Below are 25,793 nucleotides of genomic sequence, written 5' to 3'. Positions count from 1 at the left end.
ACTGACGGTTATTGGACAAAATCCTGATGAGGAACCTAAACATTAGTTTGATTTTACTTGTCTCAGTGCTTTAGATATCTTAATTCAATGTTAAACACATAGGGATATTTTTGGTTGGTTAGTTATTTGTGTGCTTTAAGGCTGTTTCGTCTCAGACGTGGTACTAACTAACAGTACAATAACGACTCAAAATTTTTCTATTTATCATCCTCCAATAAGTTTGTAATATCTGTGTGGGTTTTCGTGCCCAATCACTTATTCTATTGTCAATATACCTCAAAGATAAAAATGCGAAATTTAACTTGCACTGTCATTTGTTTACATAATGGAAACGACGAATGACGTCGAAATAATTTATATTGTTATATGTTTAAAAGGAGTTGCTGCAATATGGATTTACTTGAAATTTCTGCTCCACCAAGACCAGAAAACGGAAATATTTTCTTCGGAACTCCCTTAACGCCACAGCAGAGAATACAAGTAGTATCCAGTGAAGAGTTTGAGCAGATAGTTCATGAATGGGCATACGATTTTCTTAAAACGAAGTATCATGAAGTTTATCAGCTTGGTGGATCGGGTGATAAAGGAAGAGACATAATAGCATATATTGATGATACAAAGAAATTAATTGATATTTACCAATGTAAACATTATCAGAAACCTTTAACACCATCACAATATTGGGTAGAGTTTGGAAAACTTTGCTATTATACTTTTAATGGAGATTATCCTGTTCCCCAAAATTATTTTATTGTTGCTAGTCAAGGCCTAGGTCAGGATTTAAAAGATTATTTGGAGAAACCAGAAAAAATTAATCAAGCTTTGATAGATAATTGGGATAAATATTGCAAAAAAGGTATAACTCAAAAAAGAGAAGTAATTCTAGAACCCGAACTATTATCTTATATTCAAGCTTTTGATTTTAAAATTGTGCAAGAAATATCTACACTAAGACTTTTGGATGAATATAGTCAAACGAAATGGTTTAAATACAGATTTGGTGGTGGTTTGAAAAAAAGACCTAAAGCGGAAAAACCACCGAAAACCTTAGATGAGAGTGAAAGGAATTTGCCGTATGTAATTGAACTCTTAAAAGCTTACTCAGAGCATGTAAATACATGTTTTCGGACAGTAGAATCATTGAATGGTAATGATTATCTTAAAGATCATTTTCAAAGACAAAGAGTTGATTATCATTCTGCACAGTCACTTAAAAGATTCTCTAGAGATGAGTTTATTGATGAAGACCCATACACAGAAGCTAAAGAAGAAATATACTCAGGTGTCGTAGACATTTGCTTACAGGACTATAAATCTGGACTTATAAGGGTTAATACTACATTAAGTGAAGCTCGGAAAATCTCGCTAGATGGCAATGAACTTGGAAAAATTAATCCAAGTGATAAAAGTGGAATGTGTCACGAGCTTGTAAATGAATTTCGATTAAAATGGGTGAAGTAGATGCAAAGAGTCTTTAATAATGCAATTGAAACAGGGGTTAGAATTGTTGTTATTCTTACAGAAAGTAAAAAAAGCTTAGATTTACAACAACTTATTTTTTATGATCATTTAACATTGCATTTTGGTGATATAGATGCTCAGTACATAAGCTTGCATCCATCTAATCCATTTCATCCTACAGAATATATTGTGAAGAGAAAATTAGTACAAGAAGGTTTAAACATAGTTATTGCTAAAGGTATTGTTGATGTTGAGTATTCAGCTGAAGGGATTAAATATAAAGCTAATAAAAACTCAGAACACTTTTTGGTGTATTTTGAAAGTGAATATTACAAAAAGCTTAAGTTTTTTGCCTATCAGGTTGCATTGCGTTTTAATGATTATTCGTTAAATGAATTGACAAATTATTTTCGATTAAACATAGGCCAGTGGAAAGGAGAATTTGAGAAAGAAGTATTATTTAGAGGTGAAGAAGTTGTATAATAAAGGATTTTATATTTCAGCTCTTAGTTTGAGAGGACAAAATAAAGAAAATGCAGAAATCACATTAGCAGAGGGGTTAAATGTGATTTCTGGTGCCTCCGATACTGGAAAAACTTTTATATTTGAATGTATAAATTATGTATTTGGTGGCTCAACTAAACCTAAAAATATAATAGAAAGTAATGGTTATACCGAGATATTAATTGAAATAACTACTTATGATGAAAGGGTATTTACCTTAAAACGCAATCTTACTGACGGTAAGATGTTTAAATATGATTGCGGTCTAAAAGAAATATGTAAACAAGCACCAATTGAAATTGGTAATCAACATGATAAAGATGATGAAAATAATTATTCAAGTTTTTTACTGTCTCTGAGCGGGGCCACATATAAAAACGTAGTTAAAAATAAATCGGGACATACTACGAGTTTTTCATTCAGGGACTTTGTTCATATTTCTATGTTACATGAGAAGAAAATAATTGAATCGGCTTCACCGATTTATTCAGAAGGTTCGAGATTCACAAAAACTAGAAGCGAATCTGTGTTCAGGACTATCATGACAGGTAAAGATGATTCGGCTTTCGAGGAAACTAAAAAATCAGATACGGAAAAATTACGTGCAAAGGTTAAGATAGATGTTTTAGAGGATATGATAGTTTCTACAAGACTTCAAATAGAGGAACTAACTTCTGAACTTAAATCGGTTAATTTTAATATTGAAGATTTTGAGAAAAGTATTAGTGATTTAAAGGTACAGTTATCCGAAAAAAAACAAACATTAAATATACTTGAATCTAATAAACAACAATACTGGGACACTCTACAAATCTTAAAAAGTGACAGGATGTTGTTAAATGAAATAAAAAGTAGATTTAACTTATTGAAAAAAAATTACGAATCTGATCTTGAAAGACTTGCCTTTATTGAGGAAGCGGAATATTATTTGGGACAATTAATCGATGTAAAATGTCCTGTTTGTAATAGTGACTTTATAAGTGAAGTCCCCGAACTTAATCAAGCGGTGGCTGCAGAGATAGATAAAATTAGATTTCAATTATATGACTTAAATGAAACTATCAAGGAAACAGAACAGAAAATACTTGCAAAGGAAATTGAAATACAACAAATCAACAATGAAATTAAAAAAATCGATACAATCCTTGAAGAGGAACTCAAACCTATCTTAGGTAGATTTAACGAAAAAATTGATGAATTAATATTACTTCGGGATAAGTATAAAGAAAGAGAATTCCACGTAGAGAAGCTTACACAATTACAAAAAGAGAGGGATTACTTTAAGAAAATTGTAGAGAACAACAATACAACTTTAACGTTAAATAATGATATTAACGAAAACAGCATTAAATTGTTTTGTAATATTATTAAAAAATTGCTTGAAGAATGGAAGATTGAAGAGAACATTACTGTAGAATTTGATCATAATAAAAAAGATATTATTGTGAATGATAAAGATAAAGAAAGTTTTGGAAAAGGTTATGCTGCGGTTTTAAATTCCGCTTTCGTCATTGGTATTTTACAATATACTATAATGCTTGGTCTTCCACATCCAAAAGTAATCGTTTTGGATTCTCCATTAACGACATTTAAAGAAAGAGAAAAAGATAAATCTATTTCTTCTGATGAAATTGTAATTAATGATGAGGTTAAACAAGCTTTCTTTAAATATTTAAGTACTCAAAAAAGTGGTATGCAATTTATAATATTAGATAACGCAATACCGCCAAAAGAAGTGATACCAAAGATTAAGTATTATAATTTTACAAAAAACGAATCTTTAGGGCGTTATGGTTTTATTCCATTACAAAATTAACGTTTTATTTCGTTGCGATAATTTATCATTAATTTTTGTTAAAATTTGGGTAAATTTCATTACGGTAATTCTTGTCAAAATTTCACGTTATTCATGATTAATAACAATACAGGATTCCCGTATGATGTATACTGTACACGTTTTAACCTAATAAAGTAAATGTATTTAGCTAAACGAAACAGTTAAGGGGATTATAAGGCAAAAAACGTGGATGTTATATATAAAACTATTACTCATAATTCTATATTGTTTTTAAGAAAGGCTATAAATGAATTAACCAAAAATTACGATACAATTGCCAGTAGGCAAGATGCTATATTCTTGAGTGTATATTTACAGTTATCATTAGAGTTAGCAATAAAAGCCTACATTTTAAATAAAGCTGGCTAGAAGTCTATATTGGATCCAAAACAGCATAAAGATTATTTAGATGAAGAAATACTAGAAAAGTTTATAAAAAATGAAGTCAGAACAAAAGAACTTGAAAGTTTGAAAAACTTATTAAAAGATGCTCGTATATTTAACCTAGATGAATCAATTTCATAAATCATAGTTTTTCTGAAGTATAGAGTACCCCTATACTAAAAACTTTGTTTTTTTTAAATTATGCAACTTGGTTTTGTTGCTGTAATAAAGCATTGATTCTTCAACAGCTAGTTTGCAGGTATTATAAATTAACGTCACCAGATTGAAATGCATTTTTGCTTTCTTTCCTGTACGATGACGGACATTGTTTAATTGAAAGTATTCCTTTAAATAAGCGTTAACGCGTTCGACTGCTGTACGTTCTTGATAAAGCTGTTTCCATCGTTCTGTCCCACGTGCTGGATAGGTAAATTTACGGATATCTATATCACATTTGATTTTGAAAACTTTTTGGCAAAGGGTGTCTTCTCGTAATGGGCAAGTTGCACATTCCTTTGGACGTGTGAATTTTAATGTATTGTACTTAGCGTCAAAGCTGTCATATTGGTAACTATGTTCACGCACACAGGTTGGACGAAAATGTTCATCGAATCCTATATATTCTCCTTCTCGGCGAACGTTGTAAGGAATCACGACTCGCATGGACTGTGATACGGCTTGACGGTAAATAGGTTCAACATCATAACCAGCATCAAATATAGCTATTGTAAATTGACCGTTTCCTAAGTGATGAAGTTTTTTCAATAATGGAATCGCAGCTTTACAATCACTTAAATTACTTGAGGACATCAAACGCGTGATGATATATTGACTTTTCGTCGAAACAGCTAAATGTGCTTTATAACCAAACCAGAATGTATTTTTTCCTTTACTATTCTTTTTCACACCCCATTTTGGCTCAATCGGTACATCCTTCCAAAGGGTTTCTAATGGGATATCCAGCTGTTCTTTCAGTTCTTTTTCATAGGTTGATTGATTTCCTTTTTTCTCTACTTGTTCGGCTAACCAAACAGCTCGTTCAGCTTTAGTTTTACGACCACGTTTTTTAGGAGTTTTAGGTGCTTTCTTTTCTGATGGTGTGAAAGCATCACGAGCTTCAAAGTGACTCGCATCGATGGCGACATGTTCATCATTTAGAAAGCCTTCCAACATCGCTGTTTTGATGAGTGTATCGTTCATTTTATCTAGCACATCTGATTCACTAATGACTTGAATCATGCGTGAATAAGAGCTTTCAGATGGTACGACATCAGACACAAGGAATCCACAGTCGAAACGAAATAAAGGATCATGGACCAAACGTTTGACTAAATCCTTGATAGTTGGAATACGTTCGACAATACGAATAATCAGCGATTGAATCATTGCACCATAATTCAATTCACGTGGTGCACCTTTCAATGTCTTTTTAGAAAACAATTGAAATATAGGCTGAATGTCGATAGCACTAAAAATGGCATCATAACGATGGGAACTTTCCATTTCTAATAATTGATGGATGTCAAAAAGAGAAATTTGTTTTACAATAGTCATAGGGTACTCACCTCTTTCGGATGGTTTGTTTGGTTACCTACCATTATAACGAAATTTGGGGAGGTACCCATTTTTTATTGGTAAGCGTAAAATAACGCCCACGTGTTTTTTCGTGGGCGTTTATTATATGCTCTATTTAGTTTTATTTGGTATGCGACATTCTTCTGGAATTGTCTTCGACCAAGGAAGGAGTTGATCGATGGCTTCTACATCATTGTGATCTATCAATGGTAATTGTTCGAAAAGATAGGTTAAGTAGTTCAATGGATTTAATTGATTCTCTTTAGCTGTTTCGACAATGCTATAAATAATAGCGCTGGCTGATGCACCTTTCATCGATTGTGCAAATAGCCATGCCTTCCGGCCCATCACGAATGGTTTAATCGATCGTTCTGCACGATTATTATCGATTTCAAGTCGACCATCTTCTAAAAACACTATGAGCTTACTCCATTGATTTATACAATATGTAATTGCCTCTCCCAATTTGCTTTTTGGGGGAACATGAGGGCGTTTTGTTTTTAGCCATGCCAAAAAAGCGTCTAACACAGGTTTACTGTGTTCAAGACGGTATTCTTTGCGCTGTTTGGGAGTACAGTTCTCAAATTTTTCACTGATTTGTCTTTCAATCTGGAATAATTGATTACAGAATTGAATTCCTTCTGCAGCGGTTGATGATGTTTTATCCACATTGGCTGGTAATGCCTTCAGTGCTTCATCGAATTTTCGCCTTGCATGTGCCCAACACCCTACCAGTTCGACATCCTTTAATTCATGATATCCTGCATATCCATCTACATGCAGATATCCCTTAAATCCTTTTAGAAAAGCCTTCGGATGTTTACTGTGACGAGTCGTTTGATAATCATATAAGATGATCGGCGGTACGTCTCGTCCTGTTCGATACATCCACATATAAGACTTCGAATTCGCTTTTCGTCCAGGTTCTGCTAGAACTTGAAGTGTAGTTTCATCCGCATGTAGAATATCGTTTTCGAGTAATAGCTCATGCATCCGTTTATGTAAAATGGAAAGCCAATTGGTTGCACCATAAATCATCCAGTTGGCGAGCGTTTGGCGTGATAAATACACACCGAATCGTTCCAACTGCTTTTCTTGACGATAAAGAGGCATTCCTTCCACGTATTTTTGGTTCATGATATAGGCCATAGCCGATGCAGATGCCAAACTTTTTGGGTAAATTGGTGTTGGCATTTTGGCCGTGACAATCGGTGTCTCGATTCCTTCCCGTTTACATTGACGGCAACTGTAAATATGTTGAACATGCTCAACGACTTTTACTTGAGCAGGAATAATCTTGATTTCTCTTCGTATTTCCGTACTCATTTCGTGTACGGTTCCACCGCAACACAAACAAACCTGCTCTTCTTCGGCTAAACGATAGTGAATCGTTTCCGACGGCAAGTTCTCTAGTTTCGCATCGCGTTGTCCTACAGACTTCTTCCGTTTATAAGTAATGGTTTCAAGTGTAGGTTCTTCCACTTCTGTATCCGCTGTGATTTCAGCTTCATTAAAAAGAGGAAGTTCGAGTTGATCCGGATTCGTTTTTTCACTGGAAGCCCCAAATTTTTTATGTTGGCTAAGGCGGAATTGTTCTTCCAACCATTTGATTTTAGCCTGTAAGGCTTCATTTTGTTTTTTGAGTTCCGCATTTCTCGCTTGCAGTTCTTCAATTGTTGATTCATTGGTTTGTTTGTGTTTGTTCATAAGTTAAAGAATAAAGGAAAGGAATTGACAGGTCAATGTCAAATTCCTTTTAAACCATGATTTTAGCTGATACTTGTTCATGTGCTTGTTTTTGTTCAAATGAAAGACCATCGAGCAACCAACTGAATTGGCGGGGAGTGATGCACAAAGGGCCGGGAGTTCTTTCATCAGGCCATTGAAAGACCCCTTTCTCTAAACGACGATAGTACAACCAAAACCCATTGTGATCCCAATGGAGAATTTTCAATTTATCTCGTTTCCGATTACAGAAAACAAAGAGATTAGAAGAGAAAGGATTTAACTGAAAGCTCATTTGAACAATGGCTGCTAATCCATCAATCGACTTGCGTAAATCCGTTGCCCCCGCTGCTAAATAAACATGTTGAATGGATGTTTTACTTAACATGTGTTTTCAGCACCTGAACCACTTCGTTGAAAAGGAGTGGATTGAAACCTTCTTTTACTTCGATGGAAAATTCCCCAATGTTAACGATGAGCGGGGAATTTTTTTCATCCAACGGATGGGATACTTCAACAGTTAGCCATTGAGGGGAAGTCCGTGAAGTTTCAGTTGTCTCTAACTCTAGTCTTTTCATCCATTTATACATACTTTGATGACCTACTTGATTTTGTTTGCACCAAGCTTTTATACTTGACTCTCCACTAGATCGATAAGATTCGATTCGTTGTTGCCACAATTGTTTTCGTTCATCTGGGGACATAAAAATAAAAACCTCCTAACTTTTGATGTTGATCTAATTATCACAAAACATCAAAATGGTTAGAAGGTGTGGGATATTTGGCGCTTACTTTTATTGTCTTGAATCCCTTGAAAATCAAGGGGTGAGAATTATGAAATTAACTCAGATAGCAAATCAATTAAAATAATTGAAAAGTTCCAAAAATACAGAAATAAGTTAGTACATATTGGATATAACTTTAGCGAAGAAGAACTTACTAACTTTAAAGCGGATTGTATATACGTTATTGTACATATTATTATTATTAAAATGTTAGCTAGAGATAAGGGAGTTATAGCGTCAGCTTTTTACCAAGAATATCTAGATTATAAAGAATTCGAAGGATTAATATAATACCCACTGTATGTTGAACTAATGAATGCTATGGCACGGGAAGAAAACAAAGTAGTTTATTATTGTCCAATATGTAGCAATGAAACACTATCTGAGAATAAAAATGTTTGCTATTGTTGTTTAAGTGCTTTTGATGACAAACATATTTTTGGATTTATTGATTGTGATTTTTGTGCAAGTAAGGATTCAGTTATATATGATAAGTTAAATATCCATAATGACGGAAGTCATATGATAAGAGGTCTTTGTTTATACTTTTTCCTTTTAAATATCCCACAAATGATGAAACACTTAATTTCGGTGGGATACTAACCAACATATGTATGTGGTCTTTGCATGCGATAGCTTCAATAATTTCTATGCCTTTTCTTTCACATAGCTATCTTAATATTTGTCCAATATCTTTTTTTATCTTTTCATAAATTATCTGTCTTCTATATTTTGGTGCAAATTCGATGTGATACTTACAATTCTATTTGGTATGTGCTAAACTATTTGTGTCAGAAGACATAATAGGTCCCTCCTTAGTACAAAAATTTGGTTGGCGAACCAGGATTTATTTTAGCATCAAGTGGGATCTATTATAATACCTCACTGTAAGCTATACGGAACCCCCTGCCTAGCAGGGGGGGTTCATTTTTAAAAACAAAAAAATAGGCTGTATTACAACCAAAGTTGCAGCCTGTTTTTACTATGTTTGTAGACTTTTATAAATTTCAGACAACCGTTCCTCCATCTTTTCCCAACAGATATCTTTCATTGCTTTTCTTGCGTTTTGGCCCATTTGGCTCAGTAATTTTCGATTTTGATATAATCGGTAAAACTGATTGTAGTAATCTTCTGCCGTTGGATTTACTTTATCTATCACAATTCCACATTGATATTTTTCGATAAATCTTTTCATGTCAATGGATTGATTCACTACGACAGGAATCCCGTTATTCAAATAACTGAAAAACTTATTGGGCATCGCATATTCCGATTCGCATTGCTTGTATCGAAATAAATATAGCCCACATGCACCTTGTTTAATTCAGTAGGTAGGTTGTGATAGTCAATCCATTTACAGTTGATGGAAGGATGTTGGGAAATGAGATTCCTTTCCTTCATAGTAGGATGAATTCTTCCGAAAATCTCAAAACTGAAATTTTTCATTGACTTGTTGCAAAGATTCGCAATTTCGATGATTTTTCTAGGATCTCCTTTTTGGTACGTTACGACTCCTTCATAGGCAATGACAAAAGAGTTTTTATATGTTTTATCCTTCTGCAACTCTTCTTGATAGGAAGGCGTATTATAAATCACTGTAATAGGTACATTTGGGTATCTCTTTTGATAAATTTCTTTAATTGAATCCGATACCGTAATGAGATGATCGACTTCTTTCATCAATAATGTCAAGAATTTGCTATTTGCTTCTAATTCATGTGCATCAAAGATGACCTTGACATTTTTTCCTTTTTTTCTAAGCGTTCTTTTGATTTGTACAGCTTCATACAACGTATGCAATTCGTGGGCATGGTAGATATCAGCATTTGTAGATAAAGCCTTTTCATATAATTTATCAGGAAAATAATTTTGTGTATTCGTTTCTAAAGCTTTAATCATTTTGTTGATATGCGTATAAGTAATTTCCACTATATCATACGTTAAAAACTTAATCCCTTTATATTCGAATGAATCCTTTTTAAAAGCTGGGTCTTTTATCGAACTTCGATTTGGTCCCAAAACAACTCCTTTAGTTTTTCCAGCTACAATGGTTACGTCATAACCTAATTTTTTTAAGCTAATAGCTTCTTTTTCAAAAACACGGACATCTTTAAAAGAATGCTTTCGAATTAACTTGCAAACTTTCATTTAGCATTCCCCAATATGGATTCGGTTTACTGGTATATGCTATGCAAAATCTCTCAAATGTACATATTCCTATTTTTTTATAAATTAATAGACAGTAACAATGTTTATCACTAGACATAAAATAGATTACGAACTTTTTATGAAAGGGGGATGTGAGTTGAAGCTCATTACAATCGTTGGTGCACTGCCGCAATTTATTAAAGCTGCCCCTTTTTCGGATGTGTTTCGAAAGCAGCATCATGAAATTATGATTCATACGGGACAACATTACGATCAAAATATGTCTGATATCTTTTTTCAAGAGCTCTCCATTCCAAAACCCGATTATTATTTAGGAGTTGGTTCTGGAAGTCATGGTTTACAGACGGGGTTCTTTTAACAGGCGATATTATGGTCGATGCTGTTAATCGATTTATGAATATATCCAATAAACGCTATTCAAACAGTAAATGGTTAGAAACATTGAAAGCTGAAAATCCACATATTCCGCTTTTGAAAGAAAAAGAATATTATCTTGCTACGATTCACCGCGCAGAAAACACAGATGATTTAATGAAATTACAAACGATTTTCACTGCTTTAGAAAGGTTGGATAAACCAGTACTCATACCGCTGCATCCAAGAACGCAAAAATTGGTGGAAAAATTAAATATTTCGTTTCGAAACGTAACAATTATTCAACCAGTAGGATATTTGTTAATGCTTTATTTAACAAAAAATGCTTATATGGTGGTGACGGATTCGGGCGGTCTTCAAAAGGAAGCCTATCTTTTAAAAACGCCTTGCACGACGCTAAGGAATCAAACAGAGTGGATTGAAACGTTAGAAAATGGTTGAAATAGTTTATGTCCAATCAATGTTCATTCGATTATGGAAAAGGCATCCAGAAAATTAGACTGCTTGAATCATGCACAACCTCAAGTATTTGGAGATGGCAATGCAGCGCAGCGCATTTGTCAGGCGAATAACTTTGCATAATTAGCGTACTGATTAAAGGTACGCTTTTTCATTAAATTGAAAGAGGCGATTGTAGACATAAAAAAAGACACTTTTTATAAAAAGGCTGTTTTTTAATATTGCTCTTTCCTAAAATTTTTCAGTATGAAAAACGTCCTTTAGCCCTTACTAGAAAAAGAAGTTACGAATTTTCATGACGTTAGAGAATAGTCTTGCATCCCGTGCCATTCTGCCGTAGTAAGGATGTTTATAAGGTGCTAAACATTGTTGAAACAATTCATCACAATAGCGGCATGGTCCGTACATTGCGTAACAAATATCGTGTTGTAAACAACAAAAGTCGACGGGATTTGTTGGTGCATCCGGTCCAGAACAACCCGGTCCGCAGTAACGATAACCAGGATAGCAGAAACCGAATGGCGATCTACGACGTTGGAACATTTAATATCCCCCATTTCCAATATAACTAGTACATATTTATACTATGGCAAAAATGAAGATTGAGTAGGGCATACATATAGATCTTCCATAACTTTATAAGATTAAGAGGGTAAAAAGTGTCTATCAAATTAAAATGAAAACTTATAAACTCAATTGCAAATAAATAGGAGAAGAGCTGCTCTTTGTAATGGATATGCTAAGGAGCAGCTCTATTTTTTATTTATAAATAATTAATATCGATCGCAATAAAAAACTATAAATTTTAAACTTGCCGGCACTTTTTAGAGAGTTTTGGATATATATAAGTCAGAAGGGTGGTGAATTACATGAGTGTAACAACAGTGATTCGTGATTTGTCTCAACTATTGCCCGTAGCACAAACTGCTTGCAAGTTGCTGTTTCAAGAATGCTATAAAGCGGGGATTCGAGATATTTTTATTACAGAAACTTACCGAACGCAGGAACGACAAAATTATTTATATCAGCAAGGTCGCAGTCGTCCAGGCTCAATAATCACATGGACCTTAAACAGCAGACACACAAGCCGCTTAGCGTGGGATATCGCAGTAGCACCACCTAAAGATCTTTACGATGTGACTACGTTGAATAAAGTTGGCGCCATTGCTCGAAAACTGGGCATTACTTGGGGTGGAGATTGGGTCGGCAGTGTCGATCGTCCTCATTTTGAAGTAACTCCATCTTGGACGATGCCAAAGGGTTATAAATTAGAAGGTACGGTGATTGTGCCAACAACGAGCAAGTTAAAAGTGCAGCTCATTATCGATGAAAAAGATATTGAAAAGGGGGAAGCAGGCGTGTGGGATCCAAAATCACCGACGATGTATTCAGCAGCTGAACAAATGCTGGAACAAGCAGTTAAAGAAGGACTCATTCAATCGTATCACTTAGATGACCTTCGAAATAAAAAAATGACAGCTGATCGATTACTCGGTTTATATATTACGATTCAGCAAAGAAGGAATAAAAAGTAGAGCGATGAAGCTTTGATAAATACACTTTATATGAAAAAATGGTGGGTGAACAGGTGAAACACCTATGTTCATCTATTTTTTTACAGTGAATGGCTACTTAGAAAAAGAAGAATTATGTTCTACCACTAATCTAGAGGACAACCTTTAATTAAAATCAATTGGTTGTCCTTTCCTGTTTTCCGTATGTTATTCTCTCAAAAGGTAGGTTTCAATAATTAAAAAAATATAAAAGCAACTTTCTGTCAAACTATGCAAAACCATGATATTATAAGTTTTGCGAAAAAATATGAAAGGGTGCGAAACGATGAACGCTTACGAAGAATACATGCAAGCCATCGTGAAGCCAATGCGTCAAGAATTGGTGGACGTTGGATTTAAAGAATTAACAACAGCAGATGAAGTCAATGAATTTATGGCAACAGCGAAAGGGGTATCGCTTGTTGTGATTAACTCCGTATGTGGTTGTGCGGCTGGAAGTGCACGTCCAGCAGTAAGAGAAGCAATTAAAGAAATTAAACCAGATCACTTAGTGACGGTATTTGCTGGACAAGACCGCGAAGCAACAGCGGCTATGCGTGCATACTTTGAAGATATTCCGCCAAGCTCCCCATCCATTGCTATTTTACGTGATGGACAATTGGAATACTTTATTCCAAGAGAACAAATTGAAGGTTTTTCAGTGGAACAAATCCGTGACCATATTACGGGCGTGTTAAAACAAGCATGCGGAAAGTAATTGTGACGACAGCAGGTAGGCCAGATGAAGAGTCTTTTCAGTTGGCAAAACAAATTAGCGAAGAACTTCATGTTCGTTATGTTCCGCGAAAGAAACGTTCTGTTGCGAAAATCGGCAATCTTTATCAAGCCAATGTGATTGTTGCCGGGAAAAATCGGTTCGAGTATTATGTGAAAGGCTCTTCAACGCCTTTCTTTTTTCATCCTGATACGGCCGCTTTTCGTTTGAAGCGGTTAGAGAGAGGGGAAACGGAGCCGTTTATTGAGTCTTGTGGGCTGCAACCGGGCGATTCATTTCTTGACTGTACATTAGGAATTGGTTCAGATGCGATTATTGCTTCTTTTGCTGTTGGCGAAAGTGGAAAAGTGGTAGGTGTGGAAGTAGATCCTATCATTTCTTATCTTGTCCGGAGAGGATTAAAAGAATATGAAACGACAGACCCAGTGCTAAAACAAGCGATGGAGCGGATTCAGGTTATTCATGCTGAGGCAGTTGAATTTTTAAAGAAGCAGCCAGATAGTTCCTTTGATGTTGTATATCTTGATCCGATGTTTGAGGAGACCATTGAAGAATCAAATAACTTTGAATCACTAAGAGAAGTCGGCAGCCATCATCCATTAACGGAAGAATGGGTGAAGGAAGCGTATCGTGTGGCGAAAAAGCGGGTGGTGTTAAAAGCTCATTTTCGTTCAACTCATTTTGAAGACTTGGGTTTTGAGCGAAAAGTGCGCTTGACATCGAAATTCCACTACGGGGTATTAGAAAAAATTAATTGCTGATTACAGCAAGTGTATAAAGTATAAAAAGAGCGAATATGGCAATTTCGCTCTTTTTTGTGTAGGTGCGGATGGGGAGTAGTAAATATTATGATTGAAGTAGTCGCTTGTGCGAATGGGAAATCAACTTGTGTAGATAAAGTATTCACTTGTGCGAATGGGAAATCAACTTGTGTAGATAAAGTGTTCACTCGTGCTTATGATATTTCATCTTGTGTAGATAAAGTATTTACTCGTGCGTATGGGATACTAACTAGTGCAGATAAAGTGTTCGCTTGTGCGTATGGGAGACCAACTTGTGTAGATAAAGTATTTACTCGTGCGTATGGGAAATCAACTAGTGCAGATAAAGTGTTCGCTCGTGCGAATGGGAGACCAACTTGTGTAGATAAAGTATTCACTCGTGCGTATGGGATACTAACTAGTGCAGATAAAGTGTTCGCTTGTGCGTATGGTATCTTAACTTGTGTAGATGAAGTAGCCGCTTGTGCGTATGGGATTTCATCTTGTGTAGATAAAGTATTCACTCGTGCGTATGAGAAATTAACTAGTGCAGATAAAGTATTCACTTGTGCGTATGATATTTCATCTTGTGTAGATAAAGTGTTCAATCGTGCGTATGGGATACTAACTAGTGCAGATAAAGTGTTCGCTTGTGCGTATGGGAGACCAACTTGTGTAGATAAAGTATTCACTCTTGCGTATGGAATCTCAACTAGTGCAGATAAAGTACTCCCTCGTATATATAGCATCCCAACATGTGCAGAAGAAGCCCTCACTCGTGCGTATAGGAACAAGCTTTCTCGTGCGAATGGAGCAGTATAACTTGTATTGATCAAATATTCACCATGCTCCAAATAGATGTTTCCAATCTACTTTTACACATTTACTAAGCGTATTTTCATTCATTTTCCATATAAAAAGACACTCGCCCATTATTTTGATCGAGTGTCTTTTTGTAATTGTTCTATTTTTTGCTTAAACCATTCTTCTACTGTTAACCCACTGGATTGAATTTCCTTTTGTAGTTGTTCAAAGTACAGTTCTGCAACTTTTATTGTAAATATTTTATTTGCCATTTCCTGAACTCCCTTTATTATTTCTCTCCTAAGATAAGTTATAAAAACTCTCCAACAGACAATTCTTTTAATCTTTCCTTCACTCTTCTTTTCCGATAAAGCATGTTGCCAGTTTCTGCGATATTTTCAATCATACCTTTATTGGCGAAAGCTCCGAATAGTATGCCGGCAATTGGTATCGCTTGGAAGAATTTTTTCCAACCAAATTGATCACGGAACGTATAAAACACTTCTTGCCATCCTTTTAATTGCTGGATTACATCCGTAGAGAATTGTTTATCCATTTCCGACAATTCTTTTAAGATGGCTTCCTTTCCAACAATATCTGCATTTGCAAATTGCAAACATTTCACGATAAATATGCGTTCTATTTTATCATTTGGATCGTATCCATGAATTATGGCAATTTCCTGTAGGGTTTTCAAGGAAATTCCCAATATCACAGGAATATCGACGACAAGAGTAAATAATCCGCCTACTCCCGTTGAAGCTCCTTGCACCGTTGCAATTGCTGCGCGTTTTTTCGAAAGCTGCTCGGAAATCTTTTTCATCTCTTCAATCGGCAAATTTCGAATCTCTTCTATCGAGTGGATATTTTTAACAGAGGAATGTTGATTGATTCTTTTAATGATAGCTTGTTCACTGACTAAATATTTTCCGCCTGTTTGAATGTAGCTTCCTAATTCATCCACTAATTCAGCAACTTTTTTTTGAATCCATTTTGGTGTCAATTTATCTAAAATTTTAAAGGGGATTCTACCGATTTTTTCCCAAAAAAATAAATCTTTTTGTTCCTTTTCCCATGCTTCAATCTCTTGTAAATAGGCCAATAATTGCTCTTTTGTTTCCAATATTCATTCTCCTATTCGTTTTTACCATACATTATTTGTAGCGGTTTCCTATTTATACGAGTTCCTTTTCGAAAAAGTTTCGACAGAAGGATTATTAAAAAAAACCGAGAATATGTATGTAGAAGAGGAGTGGTAGAAATGTTTAAGATTTTTGTGACGAGTAAAATTAGTGATTCAGCATTAAACATATTAAAATCTGTGGGTGAAGTGGAAGTTTGGGAAAAGGAAGAAACGTTGAATGGGCCAGCGTTACTCGACAAAATAAAAGATCAAGATGCCGTGCTTTCGATGGTCAACAATTTCATTACAGATGACATTTTACAACAAGCATCAAAGTTAAAAGTTATCGGCAATTGCGGTGTTGGCTATAACAATATCGATATTGCTTCTGCAGAAAAACGTGGCATCGTCGTAACAAACACGCCAGATGTTCTAAATGATGCAACGGCAGACCTTACATGGGCACTGATTCTTGGAATAGCAAGAAGAATTGTTGAAGCTGATCATTTCGTTCGGGAAGGGAAGTTTACCGGCTGGCTTCCGCATTTATTTATCGGCAATATGGTATATGGAAAGAAATTAGGCATCATAGGGATGGGGAGAATTGGGTCAGCTGTATGTCAAAGAGCAAAAGGGTTCAATATGAAGGTTTACTATTATAATCGAAATCCGTTGCCGAAAGAAAAGGAACAAGAATACAATGCACGATATGTCGATTTGGAAACGTTGTTAAAAGAGTGCGATTATATCACAATCCATGCACCATTAAATGAAGAATCTTATCATTTGATTGGGCGAGAAGAATTACATCTCATGAAAAAAGATGCTTATTTAATTAATACATCCCGTGGGCCATTAATTGATGAACAAGCGTTATATGAACATTTAAAAGAAGGAAAAATCGCTGGGGCGGCACTCGATGTGTACGAACATGAACCGAAAATTGTGGAAGGGTTATTGGCATTAGATAATGTCATCTTGCTTCCTCATATTGGCAGTGCTACATATGAAACGAGAACAAAAATGGCGGAACTCGCTGCGAACAATATTGCCAATGTGTTATCGGGTAAAGAACCGATTACGCCTGTGACGAAAGGTTTGGAAATATGAGAGTTTTAGTTGCACCGGATTCCTTTAAAGGCTCTCTTTCATCTATTGAATTGTGCCAAACAATTCGCCATGGGATGAACAACGTCATGGATGCAGAAGTAATCGAAGTTCCGATTTCTGATGGAGGAGAAGGTTTTTTAGAAAGCATCTGTTCTGTGCATCCATTCCAAGTGGAGTTGGTAAACGTCAAAGATCCGTTGGGGGGAACGATTCAAGGAAAAATGGCGTTTGACTTACAAAAACGAACGGCGTTTATCGAGATGGCAAAAAGTACAGGGTTAACACTTGTATCGGTAGATGAACGAAATCCCTATCAATCATTTAGCTATGGGGTAGGAAATTTTATTTTATATGGTTTAGATAAAGGCTGTCGTACCTTTATTATCGGCCTTGGCGGTAGTGCTACGAATGATGCGGGTGTTGGGATGCTTTTGGAATTGGGCGTGTCGTTCAGAGATGTTCACAGTAAACCTGTAGAAATTGAATCATTAACGGATATCCAAAAAATTGCTTCACTTGATTTACAAAAGGTTGATCCGAGGCTATTTGAATGTGAATTTATTTTGGCGACGGATGTAAATAATCCTCTTTGTGGAGAGCAGGGGGCGACTTTCGTATTCGGACCGCAAAAAGGCATTGCCAAAGAGCGTTTAAACGAAATTGATGGAATCCTTGAACATTATGGAAAAGTATTAGAAAAAGAATTTCGTAAGGAGATTGTAAGTCGCGAAGGCGTTGGTGCTGCTGGGGGAATTCCTGCATCTTTTTTGGCACTTTTTAAAACGCAAATTAGACAAGGCATTGACATATTAATTGAATATTTACAATTAGATCAGTTGCTTCCTACGGTGGATTTTGTCATCACAGGGGAGGGGAAGCTAGATCATCAAACCCTTAATGGAAAAGTAATCAAAGGAATTTGTGAACTTGCCAATCTGCATCATATCCCAGTTGTGGCGGTTTGCGGCAATATTGAATTATCGAGAAATGAAATAAGAGAATTAGGATTAGCCGCGGCTTTCTCAATATGTAAAGGACCTAGTTCGATAGAAGAATCAATGAAAGATGCAAAACAACTTGTGTTGGAACTAGTTGAGAATATCGCGGAGTTGCTGAGAATTTAAGTGTAACTGCACTGCTACTCTATCAAAGATTCATAGCAGTGCTCCTCCTATAAACAAAAAAAGCCACGAGACGCAGCTTTTTTCATGACTTATTTAGAAAAGCAGAATGAAGTTAAGTATCCTAAATAAAGAACAAGACCAATGGCAATAGTAATTGAGGCCATTCCTTATCCCTCCCTAATAGAAAACAATAGTCGATTCCCTAGTAATTTTACTATGAAAACTTAAATTAGGAAACCTTTTTCATAGAAAATCGTAAATAATGATAGTAGATTTGTATAGAAAGCTGGTGAGGTCCTTGAAAAAGTGGTGGCAAAAAGCACTCGTATTTACCGTTGCCTTATTAACATTAGGGTTCATTACGCCTGATCATTCCATTTGGGATGTATTAGAAAATGGACAAGACTCGAATCGAACGCCAAGTTCCGATTATAAAAATGTTGAAGAAGCAAATGAAAGTATTGAAGAATCTTATGATCCAATTGATGCAATTATTCAACTTGCACGTGAACAATCATACATAAAATTTGGTTCAAAAATTGCACCGGTGATTGAAGATGAATTCGAACAACGGATTTTCCCAAATATAGAAAGAATTATTTCTACTACCTTATCAAATTTGGATGATGAATCAAAACGTTATGTAACAATTTCTGAAAAACCGGGCGGAAATTATTCTGAAAAAATTTTTCATATTACGGATGGCATAAGCGGCAAGGATTTGCTTCGATTCCATGTTCGTACGGAAAAGCGTCCTCAAGAAGGATATTATTACAACTTCCATTATCATACTCACGAGGATCACTTTGCATCCCATCATACGATTGGGGATATTTACTATTCTAAAAATACTCCACCTAAATGGCTTTCTTAATATCCAATACCACCTAAAAATGGGTGGTATTTTTTTATTTTCTATATCCAATTTCTTTAAAAATAGGCTAAACAATACTACTATTATACCGATATGTTATTATGTCAAGGAGGTCTTTAGTAGTGTTGTTGAGTAACTTGATTATTAGGATAAATGGCGCTGTTGATGCATTAGATTATGGTACAGCTCGTAGATACATAGAGGAAAACTTTGATACTGTTTATGAGAATAGACATTTGCTTAACAGTAATGCTCGGGAAATTCTTTTATTTGTTCAGCAGAAATTTGAATCGGTGGAACAAACGTTAACAAAAGATGAATTACATGCCATTACTGTCATTAATACTTATGCAAGTCGATTCGATATTAGCGGATTAAAGATATTTTTAAGAGAAAAAGAACAATTATTATTAAGGGAAAATACACTAAAAAATTTGAATAACGATGCAAAAATATTGTTATCAATGATGGGAATGATAAAATGAAATAGTTCCAATGAGGACATTTGGTAAAAGACAAATGGAGAAGCTGATTCGAGTTCATTGAATCAGCTTTTCGTTTTTTTTATTGTTAATTTGTAAAGCAAAGGGTTGTTAAGTATATTGTATATAAAATAAGTCCGATACCAATTAAAAAATCTGCATCCATTATAATCCCTCCGATTGAAGATATGTTTAGAAAGTAATTATATGCAACATTTTACAAATCCATTCATTTTTCATTTTGAAACCAATCTTTTTTCTTTTATGATATGATAAGAAAAGTTCTTTTTTCGATGACGCAATATTATTTCATAAATTGCTGTAAGTTTGGAAAAATGATTACGAACTAGAATTTACATAGATGGGAGTGTATTGATATGCGCCATCCTGAGTATGCGTATTTAGATTTATTGCAACATATCTTAGATACGGGAGTGAAGAAAGAAGATCGAACAGGGACAGGAACAATCAGTATTTTTGGTTATCAAATGCGCTTTGATTTAAGCAAAGGTTTTCCATTATTAACTACGAAGCGCGTACCTTTTAAACTGATTGCTAGCGAATTGTTATGGTTTATTAAAGGAGATACAAATATTCGCTATTTACTCGAGCATAATAACCACATTTGGGATGAATGGGCGTTTAAAAAGTGGGTTGAATCAAATGAGTATAATGGACCGGATATGACCGACTTCGGATTACGTGCAGCAAAGGATGAAGAGTTTGCGAAAGTGTTAGATGAGCAAATGAAAATCTTCCATGTAAAAGTACTAACGGATGATGAATTTGCAAAAAAATATGGTGAATTAGGTCCGGTATATGGAAAACAATGGAGAAGTTGGCCTAATGACAACGGTGAAACGATTGACCAATTAAAAAATGTGATTGAGCAAATTAAGCGAAATCCAAATTCCCGCCGATTAATTGTCTCTGCATGGAATCCAGCTGAAGTGGATGAAATGGCGCTGCCACCTTGCCATACGTTATTCCAATTTTATGTGGCAGAAGGGAAATTATCATGTCAACTATATCAACGTAGTGCAGACGTGTTTTTAGGTGTGCCGTTTAATATTGCTTCTTATGCATTGTTGACGCATTTAATCGCTCATGAATGCGGACTTGAAGTAGGAGAGTTTATTCATAGCTTTGGCGATACACATATTTATTTAAATCATATAGAACAAGTGAAGGAACAGCTTTCTAGAGAACCGAAAGCCCTCCCAACGCTAAAAATTAATCCTGAGAAAAAATCGGTATTTGATATCGAGTTGGATGACTTGTCGATTGAAGGGTATGACCCACATCCAACCATCAAAGCGCCTGTAGCAGTTTAAGAGTAATAATGTATTTGATTTGATAAATGCTACAAAAGAAATGACTAGTATGTATGAAGAAATTTTACTGAAAATCATGGAATCAAGGTAAAAATAAAATGAAATTTAAAATAGGAGAGAGAACATGATTTCACTAATTGTAGCACATGACAATAATCGAGTAATTGGATATAAAAATCAAATGCCTTGGCATTTACCTGGGGACTTAAAATATTTTAAAGAAAAAACAATGGGAAAACCAATTATTATGGGGAGAAAAACATTTGAATCGATCGGACGGCCTTTGCCTGGGAGAAGAAATATTGTGATAACTAGAAACAAAGAATATACTCATGAAGGGATTGAAGTGGGTTCAAGTTTCGATGAAGCATTGAAACTTGCGGGTGATGCTCAGGAGATCATGGTTATCGGCGGAGAACAAATCTTTAAACTTGCATTGCCGATTGCAGATCGATTGTATATTACACTTATTAATCATGAATTTAAAGGTGATACATACTTTCCGGCATACGGTGAAGAATGGAAAATCGTTTCATCAAGTGAAGTTTTTAAAGCCGATAAAGGATATACGTTTCAATATTTAGTTTATGAAAAAAAATAACCAGATGATTAAAGGAGCGTCTAAGAATTTGGCGCTCTTTTTGTAATGATGAAATTGTCAATTATCAAAAAAATGGAACTTCAAAAAATCTACTTCTGAATAATATTTAATAATAGTATCTGTTAGTTTTCTAATATACTTTTCGTTTTACGATGTACTTTAACAAGTACATACTCTTTCCTCCACATTTGAGTTAATAGCAATGAAACGTTCTCCATCCTTTTCAAAAAAGACCAGCTCCATCCTTTTCCTTGAATTCCCAACTTTTGAACATAATGTTTTCATCTGCTTATTTCATTCCCTCATTTTCAGGTGTAGTAATATACCAAATAGAAACACCTACAACTTCAATTTTTCCCATTTTTCTATTGCTCCTTTTGGGGTGATATTGTCCGATTGAAAAGAGTGGATAAGAAATTTATTGAACAAAATGATTGAAAGAAATATAATAAAAACAATTGAAAATAATCTTAATTTTTTCAAAATTTTCTCCTTCATGTTTTAATTTTCTTCTTTAGGGTATTAAGGAATTTGATTCATCGATGACGGTGATGGTATGATTTTCACTATTTCATCATACATCATCATTAGTTTTGGAATGGAAACGTTTTTCAGAATATTAATATAATAATTTATTTTTCTAATAAAAATTTAGTATAAAACTATTCTATTACACATATTTTTAAAATATAGATATATTTAGTTGCTAAAAAGATAAAGGAGGACTCACAACATGTCAAAAGTTTTTACATCTTTTGATGAAGCCATCCAAGACTTGAAAGATGGGGATACCATTATCGTTGGTGGATTTGGATTATGTGGCATCCCTGAAAAAGCGATTGAAGCCATTTTAAGAAAGGGAACAAAAAATTTAACGGTTGTCAGCAATAACTGTGGGGTAGATGATTGGGGACTTGGATTGCTGCTTGCTAATAAGCAAATCTCTAAAATCATCGCTTCCTATGTAGGGGAAAATAAAACCTTTGAACAACAATTTTTAAATGGGGAAATTGAAGTTGAATTAACACCTCAAGGTACACTAGCAGAAAGAATTCGTGCTGGAGGTGCCGGTATTCCAGCATTCTATACAGCAACAGGAGTTGGGACACCTATTGCAGAAGGAAAGCCAACAAAAGTATTTGATGGAAAAACGTATATCGAAGAAAGAGCAATCGTGGGTGATTTTGCATTTGTAAAAGCATGGAAAGGCGATAAACTAGGAAACTTAGTTTACCGGAAAACAGCAAGAAACTTTAATCCTTTAGCTGCAATGGCTGGAAAAATTACGATTGCAGAGGTAGAAGAACTGGTTGAAGTAGGGGAATTAGATCCTGATCAAATTCATACGCCTAGCGTCTACGTTCAACGTATTTTAGTTGGCGACCACTACGAAAAACGGATTGAAAGAAAGACAACGCGAAAAAAAGAGGAGGTTTATTAAGATGACTCTCACAACCAGAGAGAAAATTGTGAAACGCGCTGTGAAAGAAATAAAAGATGGCATGAATGTTAATCTTGGTATCGGTATGCCGACGCTTGTCGCCAATGAAATTCCAAGCGATTATCAAGTGTTATTACAATCTGAAAATGGTTTACTTGGTATTGGTCCATATCCGACAGAGGATGAAGTGGATCCGGATTTAATAAATGCAGGTAAAGAAACGGTAACAGCTGTAAAAGGAGCAGCATTTTTTGATAGTGCTGAATCCTTTGCCATGATTCGTGGTGGACATATTGATTTAGCGATTTTAGGTGGAATGGAAGTGTCTGAAAAGGGCGATTTGGCTAACTGGATGATTCCAGGAAAAATGGTAAAAGGAATGGGCGGTGCGATGGATTTAGTGCAAGGGGCGAAACGCGTCGTTGTAATCATGGAGCACTTGTCCAAAAAAGGAGAGCCAAAAGTACGAAAAGAATGTACTTTGCCGCTTACAGGTCAAGGTGTAGTGGACCGTTTAATTACGGAATTAGCTGTATTTGATTTCACGGAAGAAGGAATGGTTTTAATAGAAAAATCAAAGGACATTTCCTTGGAAGAATTAAAGAGCAAAACAGAAGCTGAATATAGCATTTCACCAAATCTTATAGAGTGGTAAAAAAATTTTTGTTGAAATTTATATGTTTTATGTCATAAAATTCTAAGAAAATAAATATATTTCTATTAGCGCTTGGTTCAAACGTGAAACCGAAAGGCGGAAAAAAATGAAAAAATCAGTTAAAGAACGAATTTTAGAAACTTCATTGCACTTATTTCAGGAACATGGTTATCACGGAGTCACGGTAGATAAAATCGTCTTAGAAGCGGGAACATCGAAAGGCGGATTTTATCACAATTATAAGTCAAAAGATGAGTTGCTATATGAAATCCATGATGTATTTATTTCCTATGTGATAGAAAAAGCGGAACTTTCCTACACGGAGAATAAAACGCCGATTTCTAGATTATCCGCCATACTGAATTCATTCATTAAAGTTTTTGACATGTATAAACCGTACATTACAGTTTTTTACGAAGAAAGCGCTTATCTAAATCATGAATTTAAACAAGTTATCAATGAAAAACGAGATCGCTATCGAAAGTTGCTTGAAAAGGTGATTGTTGAAGGCCAAGAAAGTGGAGATTTTCGAAATGAATTGCCAGCCAATATTGTTACAATGGCGATTATCGGCATGATCAATTGGACTTACAAATGGTTTAAGCAAGATGGACCAATGACTATGGAAGAAATTACAGCCATTTTCAAAGATTTAATCCTCCGCTCAATTGTCACAGAGCAAGGATTGGTTGAAGCCAAACAATTAAATCAATTAATAGAATAATCATAGGTCAAAAACAAACCGACTAGTCGGTTTTAAAAATAGGGGGAAATGTTCATGAATTTCGAATTAACAAAAGAACAATTAATGATTCAAGAAATGGTAAGAGATTTTGCAGAAAAAGAAATTAAACCGTATGCAAGAGAACATGATGAAAATTCCACATTCCCAATTGAAACATTTAAGAAAATGGGTGAACTTGGACTACTAGGTATTCCGTTCCCGGAAGAATACGGCGGTTCAGGAGGAGACACGATTTCTTACGCGATTGCGGTTGAAGAAATCGGAAAAGCTTGTGGCGGTACAGGACTAAGTTACGCTGCTGCCATCAGTTTGGGTGCATCACCTATCTATTATTTCGGAACAGAAGAGCAAAAGCAAAAATGGCTTGTTCCAATGGCGAAAGGAGAAACACTTGGTTCCTTTGGTTTAACAGAGCCAAATGCTGGATCTGACGCAGGTGGTACTCAAACGAAAGCTGAACTAGTTGGTGATGAATATATCATCAACGGTGAAAAGCAATGGATTACGAATGCTGGATACGCTAGACAAGTAATTGTAACAGCTGTAACAGGTAAAAGAGAAGATGGAAAGAAAATCATCACATCTCTGATTGTTCCTACTGATGCTCCTGGCGTAAAAATTCGTTGCGATTATGACAAAATGGGTGTTCGTGCATCTAACACTTGTGAGATTGTATTAGAAAATGTTCGTGTACCAAAAGAAAACGTGTTAGGAGATCCGAAGCGAGGATTTAGCCAATTCTTACAAACATTAGATGGTGGACGAATTTCCATTGCAGCTCTTTCTGTAGGGATTGCTCAAGCCGCTTATGAAAAAGCGTTGAAATATGCAAAAGAAAGAGTTCAGTTTGGCCAACCGATTTCTAAATTCCAAGCCATTCAGTTTAAATTAGCTGACATGGCAATGGAAATAGAATTAGCTCGCAACATGGTATATAAGGCAGCATGGTTGAAAGACAACAATAAACCATTTGGAAAGGAGGCAGCAATGGCAAAACTTTTCGCATCGGAAATGGGCTTTAGAGTGTGTAACCAAGCTATTCAAATTCACGGTGGCTATGGTTACATGAAAGAATACGATGTGGAAAGACATTTACGTGACATTAAATTAATGGAAATTGGTGAAGGAACTTCTGAAGTTCAAAGATTAGTAATATCTAGATTAATAGGGTGCTAA

General features: G+C 35.3%; 29 protein-coding genes and 1 pseudogene. 20 read left to right on the top strand and 10 right to left on the bottom strand.

The window, feature by feature from the left end; translation table 11 throughout:
• Positions 1-390: 390 nt before the first annotated feature.
• From NSU17_RS01365 to NSU17_RS01350, 4 genes are all read left to right on the top strand, one after another.
• Positions 391-1,461 carry an ABC-three component system protein gene (locus NSU17_RS01365; RefSeq protein WP_340704083.1) on the top strand — a complete coding sequence of 357 codons (1,071 nt, stop codon included), beginning with the start codon at positions 391-393 and terminating at the stop codon, positions 1,459-1,461.
• Complete coding sequence (locus NSU17_RS01360) at positions 1,462-1,944, top strand: ABC-three component system middle component 2 (protein ID WP_340704082.1); 483 nt, start codon at positions 1,462-1,464, stop codon at positions 1,942-1,944. It abuts the gene before it with no gap.
• Positions 1,937-3,781 (top strand): hypothetical protein, encoded by a 1,845-nt coding sequence (locus tag NSU17_RS01355; protein ID WP_340704081.1) that lies wholly within the window; start codon positions 1,937-1,939, stop codon positions 3,779-3,781. Before NSU17_RS01360 ends, NSU17_RS01355 begins: the two co-directional genes overlap by 8 nt.
• Positions 3,782-4,180: 399 nt before the next feature.
• Entirely contained in the window at positions 4,181-4,327 is a 147-nt protein-coding gene (locus NSU17_RS01350; RefSeq protein ID WP_340704080.1) for a hypothetical protein, read from the top strand.
• A gap of 30 nt (positions 4,328-4,357) precedes the next feature.
• Here NSU17_RS01350 and NSU17_RS01345 read toward each other — a convergent pair whose 3' ends face one another.
• From NSU17_RS01345 to NSU17_RS01315, 7 genes and pseudogenes are all read right to left on the bottom strand, one after another.
• Positions 4,358-5,740: a transposase gene (locus NSU17_RS01345; RefSeq protein WP_340704079.1), complete on the bottom strand. Its 1,383-nt coding sequence runs from the start codon at positions 5,738-5,740 to the stop codon at positions 4,358-4,360.
• 132 nt (positions 5,741-5,872) lie between these two features.
• The gene (gene tnpC, locus NSU17_RS01340; RefSeq protein ID WP_340704078.1) at positions 5,873-7,468 is read right to left on the bottom strand and encodes an IS66 family transposase; all 1,596 of its coding nucleotides are present in this window, start codon (positions 7,466-7,468) and stop codon (positions 5,873-5,875) included.
• Between the two features lie 49 nt (positions 7,469-7,517).
• Positions 7,518-7,874 (bottom strand): IS66 family insertion sequence element accessory protein TnpB, encoded by a 357-nt coding sequence (gene tnpB / locus NSU17_RS01335; RefSeq protein WP_096549681.1) that lies wholly within the window; start codon positions 7,872-7,874, stop codon positions 7,518-7,520.
• Positions 7,864-8,190 (bottom strand): IS66 family insertion sequence element accessory protein TnpA, encoded by a 327-nt coding sequence (gene tnpA, locus NSU17_RS01330; RefSeq protein WP_340704077.1) that lies wholly within the window; start codon positions 8,188-8,190, stop codon positions 7,864-7,866. Before tnpA (NSU17_RS01330) ends, tnpB begins: the two co-directional genes overlap by 11 nt.
• A 625-nt stretch (positions 8,191-8,815) precedes the next feature.
• A pseudogene (gene tnpA, locus NSU17_RS01325) lies at positions 8,816-9,019 on the bottom strand (IS200/IS605 family transposase); the annotation flags it as partial.
• Between the two features lie 234 nt (positions 9,020-9,253).
• Complete coding sequence (locus NSU17_RS01320; protein ID WP_340704076.1) at positions 9,254-9,484, bottom strand: hypothetical protein; 231 nt, start codon at positions 9,482-9,484, stop codon at positions 9,254-9,256.
• 20 nt (positions 9,485-9,504) lie between these two features.
• Positions 9,505-10,419, bottom strand: coding sequence for a glycosyltransferase (locus tag NSU17_RS01315; protein ID WP_340704075.1), 915 nt, complete (start codon positions 10,417-10,419; stop codon positions 9,505-9,507).
• Between the two features lie 157 nt (positions 10,420-10,576).
• Between NSU17_RS01315 and NSU17_RS01310 the strand changes: the two genes are divergently transcribed.
• On the top strand, positions 10,577-10,798 hold the full coding sequence (locus tag NSU17_RS01310; RefSeq protein WP_340704074.1) for a UDP-N-acetylglucosamine 2-epimerase: 222 nt from the start codon (positions 10,577-10,579) through the stop codon (positions 10,796-10,798).
• An 11-nt stretch (positions 10,799-10,809) separates the two neighbouring features.
• Positions 10,810-11,256 carry a UDP-N-acetylglucosamine 2-epimerase gene (locus NSU17_RS01305; protein WP_340704073.1) on the top strand — a complete coding sequence of 149 codons (447 nt, stop codon included), beginning with the start codon at positions 10,810-10,812 and terminating at the stop codon, positions 11,254-11,256.
• 288 nt (positions 11,257-11,544) lie between these two features.
• On the opposite strand, the gene NSU17_RS01300 is transcribed toward NSU17_RS01305, so the two are convergent.
• A complete protein-coding gene (locus NSU17_RS01300; protein WP_340704072.1) occupies positions 11,545-11,817 on the bottom strand; it encodes a Parvovirus coat protein VP1-like protein in 273 nt (90 codons plus the stop codon).
• A gap of 326 nt (positions 11,818-12,143) precedes the next feature.
• Between NSU17_RS01300 and NSU17_RS01295 the strand changes: the two genes are divergently transcribed.
• From NSU17_RS01295 to NSU17_RS01280, 4 genes are all read left to right on the top strand, one after another.
• Positions 12,144-12,809: a M15 family metallopeptidase gene (locus NSU17_RS01295; RefSeq protein ID WP_016839124.1), complete on the top strand. Its 666-nt coding sequence runs from the start codon at positions 12,144-12,146 to the stop codon at positions 12,807-12,809.
• A 304-nt stretch (positions 12,810-13,113) separates the two neighbouring features.
• Positions 13,114-13,545 (top strand): BrxA/BrxB family bacilliredoxin, encoded by a 432-nt coding sequence (locus NSU17_RS01290; protein ID WP_016839121.1) that lies wholly within the window; start codon positions 13,114-13,116, stop codon positions 13,543-13,545.
• Positions 13,533-14,324, top strand: a complete 792-nt coding sequence (locus tag NSU17_RS01285; RefSeq protein WP_340704071.1) for a class I SAM-dependent methyltransferase — start codon at positions 13,533-13,535, stop codon at positions 14,322-14,324. The genes NSU17_RS01290 and NSU17_RS01285 overlap by 13 nt, the downstream gene beginning before the upstream one ends.
• Before the next feature lie 87 nt (positions 14,325-14,411).
• Positions 14,412-15,146 (top strand): hypothetical protein, encoded by a 735-nt coding sequence (locus tag NSU17_RS01280; protein ID WP_340704070.1) that lies wholly within the window; start codon positions 14,412-14,414, stop codon positions 15,144-15,146.
• Between the two features lie 110 nt (positions 15,147-15,256).
• On the opposite strand, the gene NSU17_RS01275 is transcribed toward NSU17_RS01280, so the two are convergent.
• Both NSU17_RS01275 and NSU17_RS01270 read right to left on the bottom strand, forming a co-directional pair.
• Positions 15,257-15,400 carry a hypothetical protein gene (locus NSU17_RS01275; RefSeq protein WP_340704069.1) on the bottom strand — a complete coding sequence of 48 codons (144 nt, stop codon included), beginning with the start codon at positions 15,398-15,400 and terminating at the stop codon, positions 15,257-15,259.
• 38 nt (positions 15,401-15,438) lie between these two features.
• Entirely contained in the window at positions 15,439-16,251 is an 813-nt protein-coding gene (locus NSU17_RS01270) for an EcsC family protein (protein WP_340704068.1), read from the bottom strand.
• A 138-nt stretch (positions 16,252-16,389) separates the two neighbouring features.
• Here NSU17_RS01270 and NSU17_RS01265 point away from each other — a divergent pair, with 138 nt between their 5' ends.
• The 10 genes from NSU17_RS01265 (at position 16,390) to NSU17_RS01220 (ending at position 25,793) form a co-directional block, all read left to right on the top strand.
• Positions 16,390-17,361, top strand: coding sequence for a 2-hydroxyacid dehydrogenase (locus NSU17_RS01265; protein WP_340434889.1), 972 nt, complete (start codon positions 16,390-16,392; stop codon positions 17,359-17,361).
• Positions 17,358-18,485 carry a glycerate kinase gene (locus NSU17_RS01260; protein ID WP_340704067.1) on the top strand — a complete coding sequence of 376 codons (1,128 nt, stop codon included), beginning with the start codon at positions 17,358-17,360 and terminating at the stop codon, positions 18,483-18,485. The genes NSU17_RS01265 and NSU17_RS01260 overlap by 4 nt, the downstream gene beginning before the upstream one ends.
• Positions 18,486-18,783: 298 nt before the next feature.
• Positions 18,784-19,359, top strand: coding sequence for a YpjP family protein (locus NSU17_RS01255; RefSeq protein WP_340704066.1), 576 nt, complete (start codon positions 18,784-18,786; stop codon positions 19,357-19,359).
• Between the two features lie 122 nt (positions 19,360-19,481).
• Positions 19,482-19,844, top strand: a complete 363-nt coding sequence (locus tag NSU17_RS01250) for a hypothetical protein (RefSeq protein WP_340434882.1) — start codon at positions 19,482-19,484, stop codon at positions 19,842-19,844.
• 374 nt (positions 19,845-20,218) lie between these two features.
• A complete protein-coding gene (locus tag NSU17_RS01245) occupies positions 20,219-21,175 on the top strand; it encodes a thymidylate synthase (RefSeq protein ID WP_096550920.1) in 957 nt (318 codons plus the stop codon).
• Positions 21,176-21,299: 124 nt separating this feature from the next.
• Entirely contained in the window at positions 21,300-21,776 is a 477-nt protein-coding gene (folA, locus tag NSU17_RS01240) for a type 3 dihydrofolate reductase (protein ID WP_340704065.1), read from the top strand.
• A 733-nt stretch (positions 21,777-22,509) separates the two neighbouring features.
• On the top strand, positions 22,510-23,217 hold the full coding sequence (locus NSU17_RS01235) for a CoA transferase subunit A (protein WP_016839336.1): 708 nt from the start codon (positions 22,510-22,512) through the stop codon (positions 23,215-23,217).
• A 1-nt stretch (position 23,218) separates the two neighbouring features.
• Positions 23,219-23,872 (top strand): CoA transferase subunit B, encoded by a 654-nt coding sequence (locus NSU17_RS01230; protein ID WP_016839337.1) that lies wholly within the window; start codon positions 23,219-23,221, stop codon positions 23,870-23,872.
• Between the two features lie 106 nt (positions 23,873-23,978).
• A complete protein-coding gene (locus NSU17_RS01225) occupies positions 23,979-24,596 on the top strand; it encodes a TetR/AcrR family transcriptional regulator (protein ID WP_096550922.1) in 618 nt (205 codons plus the stop codon).
• A 54-nt stretch (positions 24,597-24,650) separates the two neighbouring features.
• Positions 24,651-25,793 carry an acyl-CoA dehydrogenase gene (locus NSU17_RS01220; protein WP_340704064.1) on the top strand — a complete coding sequence of 381 codons (1,143 nt, stop codon included), beginning with the start codon at positions 24,651-24,653 and terminating at the stop codon, positions 25,791-25,793.

Source organism: Ureibacillus sp. FSL K6-2830 (assembly GCF_038004145.1).
Lineage (GTDB): Bacteria > Bacillota > Bacilli > Bacillales_A > Planococcaceae > Ureibacillus > Ureibacillus thermosphaericus.
This window is presented reverse-complemented; position numbering and strand designations above follow the sequence as displayed.

What these genes read in the sequence shown, in the direction of transcription:
- NSU17_RS01275 (WP_340704069.1), bottom strand. Translation starts at nt 15,400, where the DNA reads ATGGCAAATAAAATATTTACAATAAAAGTTGCAGAACTGTACTTTGAA.
- NSU17_RS01360 (WP_340704082.1), top strand. Translation starts at nt 1,462, where the DNA reads ATGCAAAGAGTCTTTAATAATGCAATTGAAACAGGGGTTAGAATTGTT.
- tnpC (WP_340704078.1), bottom strand. Translation starts at nt 7,468, where the DNA reads ATGAACAAACACAAACAAACCAATGAATCAACAATTGAAGAACTGCAA.
- NSU17_RS01280 (WP_340704070.1), top strand. Translation starts at nt 14,412, where the DNA reads ATGATTGAAGTAGTCGCTTGTGCGAATGGGAAATCAACTTGTGTAGAT.
- NSU17_RS01315 (WP_340704075.1), bottom strand. Translation starts at nt 10,419, where the DNA reads ATGAAAGTTTGCAAGTTAATTCGAAAGCATTCTTTTAAAGATGTCCGT.
- NSU17_RS01345 (WP_340704079.1), bottom strand. Translation starts at nt 5,740, where the DNA reads ATGACTATTGTAAAACAAATTTCTCTTTTTGACATCCATCAATTATTA.
- NSU17_RS01235 (WP_016839336.1), top strand. Translation starts at nt 22,510, where the DNA reads ATGTCAAAAGTTTTTACATCTTTTGATGAAGCCATCCAAGACTTGAAA.
- NSU17_RS01290 (WP_016839121.1), top strand. Translation starts at nt 13,114, where the DNA reads ATGAACGCTTACGAAGAATACATGCAAGCCATCGTGAAGCCAATGCGT.
- NSU17_RS01265 (WP_340434889.1), top strand. Translation starts at nt 16,390, where the DNA reads ATGTTTAAGATTTTTGTGACGAGTAAAATTAGTGATTCAGCATTAAAC.
- NSU17_RS01245 (WP_096550920.1), top strand. Translation starts at nt 20,219, where the DNA reads ATGCGCCATCCTGAGTATGCGTATTTAGATTTATTGCAACATATCTTA.
- NSU17_RS01300 (WP_340704072.1), bottom strand. Translation starts at nt 11,817, where the DNA reads ATGTTCCAACGTCGTAGATCGCCATTCGGTTTCTGCTATCCTGGTTAT.
- tnpA (WP_340704077.1), bottom strand. Translation starts at nt 8,190, where the DNA reads ATGTCCCCAGATGAACGAAAACAATTGTGGCAACAACGAATCGAATCT.
- NSU17_RS01305 (WP_340704073.1), top strand. Translation starts at nt 10,810, where the DNA reads ATGGTCGATGCTGTTAATCGATTTATGAATATATCCAATAAACGCTAT.
- NSU17_RS01260 (WP_340704067.1), top strand. Translation starts at nt 17,358, where the DNA reads ATGAGAGTTTTAGTTGCACCGGATTCCTTTAAAGGCTCTCTTTCATCT.
- NSU17_RS01295 (WP_016839124.1), top strand. Translation starts at nt 12,144, where the DNA reads ATGAGTGTAACAACAGTGATTCGTGATTTGTCTCAACTATTGCCCGTA.
- NSU17_RS01220 (WP_340704064.1), top strand. Translation starts at nt 24,651, where the DNA reads ATGAATTTCGAATTAACAAAAGAACAATTAATGATTCAAGAAATGGTA.
- tnpB (WP_096549681.1), bottom strand. Translation starts at nt 7,874, where the DNA reads ATGTTAAGTAAAACATCCATTCAACATGTTTATTTAGCAGCGGGGGCA.
- NSU17_RS01230 (WP_016839337.1), top strand. Translation starts at nt 23,219, where the DNA reads ATGACTCTCACAACCAGAGAGAAAATTGTGAAACGCGCTGTGAAAGAA.
- NSU17_RS01285 (WP_340704071.1), top strand. Translation starts at nt 13,533, where the DNA reads ATGCGGAAAGTAATTGTGACGACAGCAGGTAGGCCAGATGAAGAGTCT.
- folA (WP_340704065.1), top strand. Translation starts at nt 21,300, where the DNA reads ATGATTTCACTAATTGTAGCACATGACAATAATCGAGTAATTGGATAT.
- NSU17_RS01365 (WP_340704083.1), top strand. Translation starts at nt 391, where the DNA reads ATGGATTTACTTGAAATTTCTGCTCCACCAAGACCAGAAAACGGAAAT.
- NSU17_RS01225 (WP_096550922.1), top strand. Translation starts at nt 23,979, where the DNA reads ATGAAAAAATCAGTTAAAGAACGAATTTTAGAAACTTCATTGCACTTA.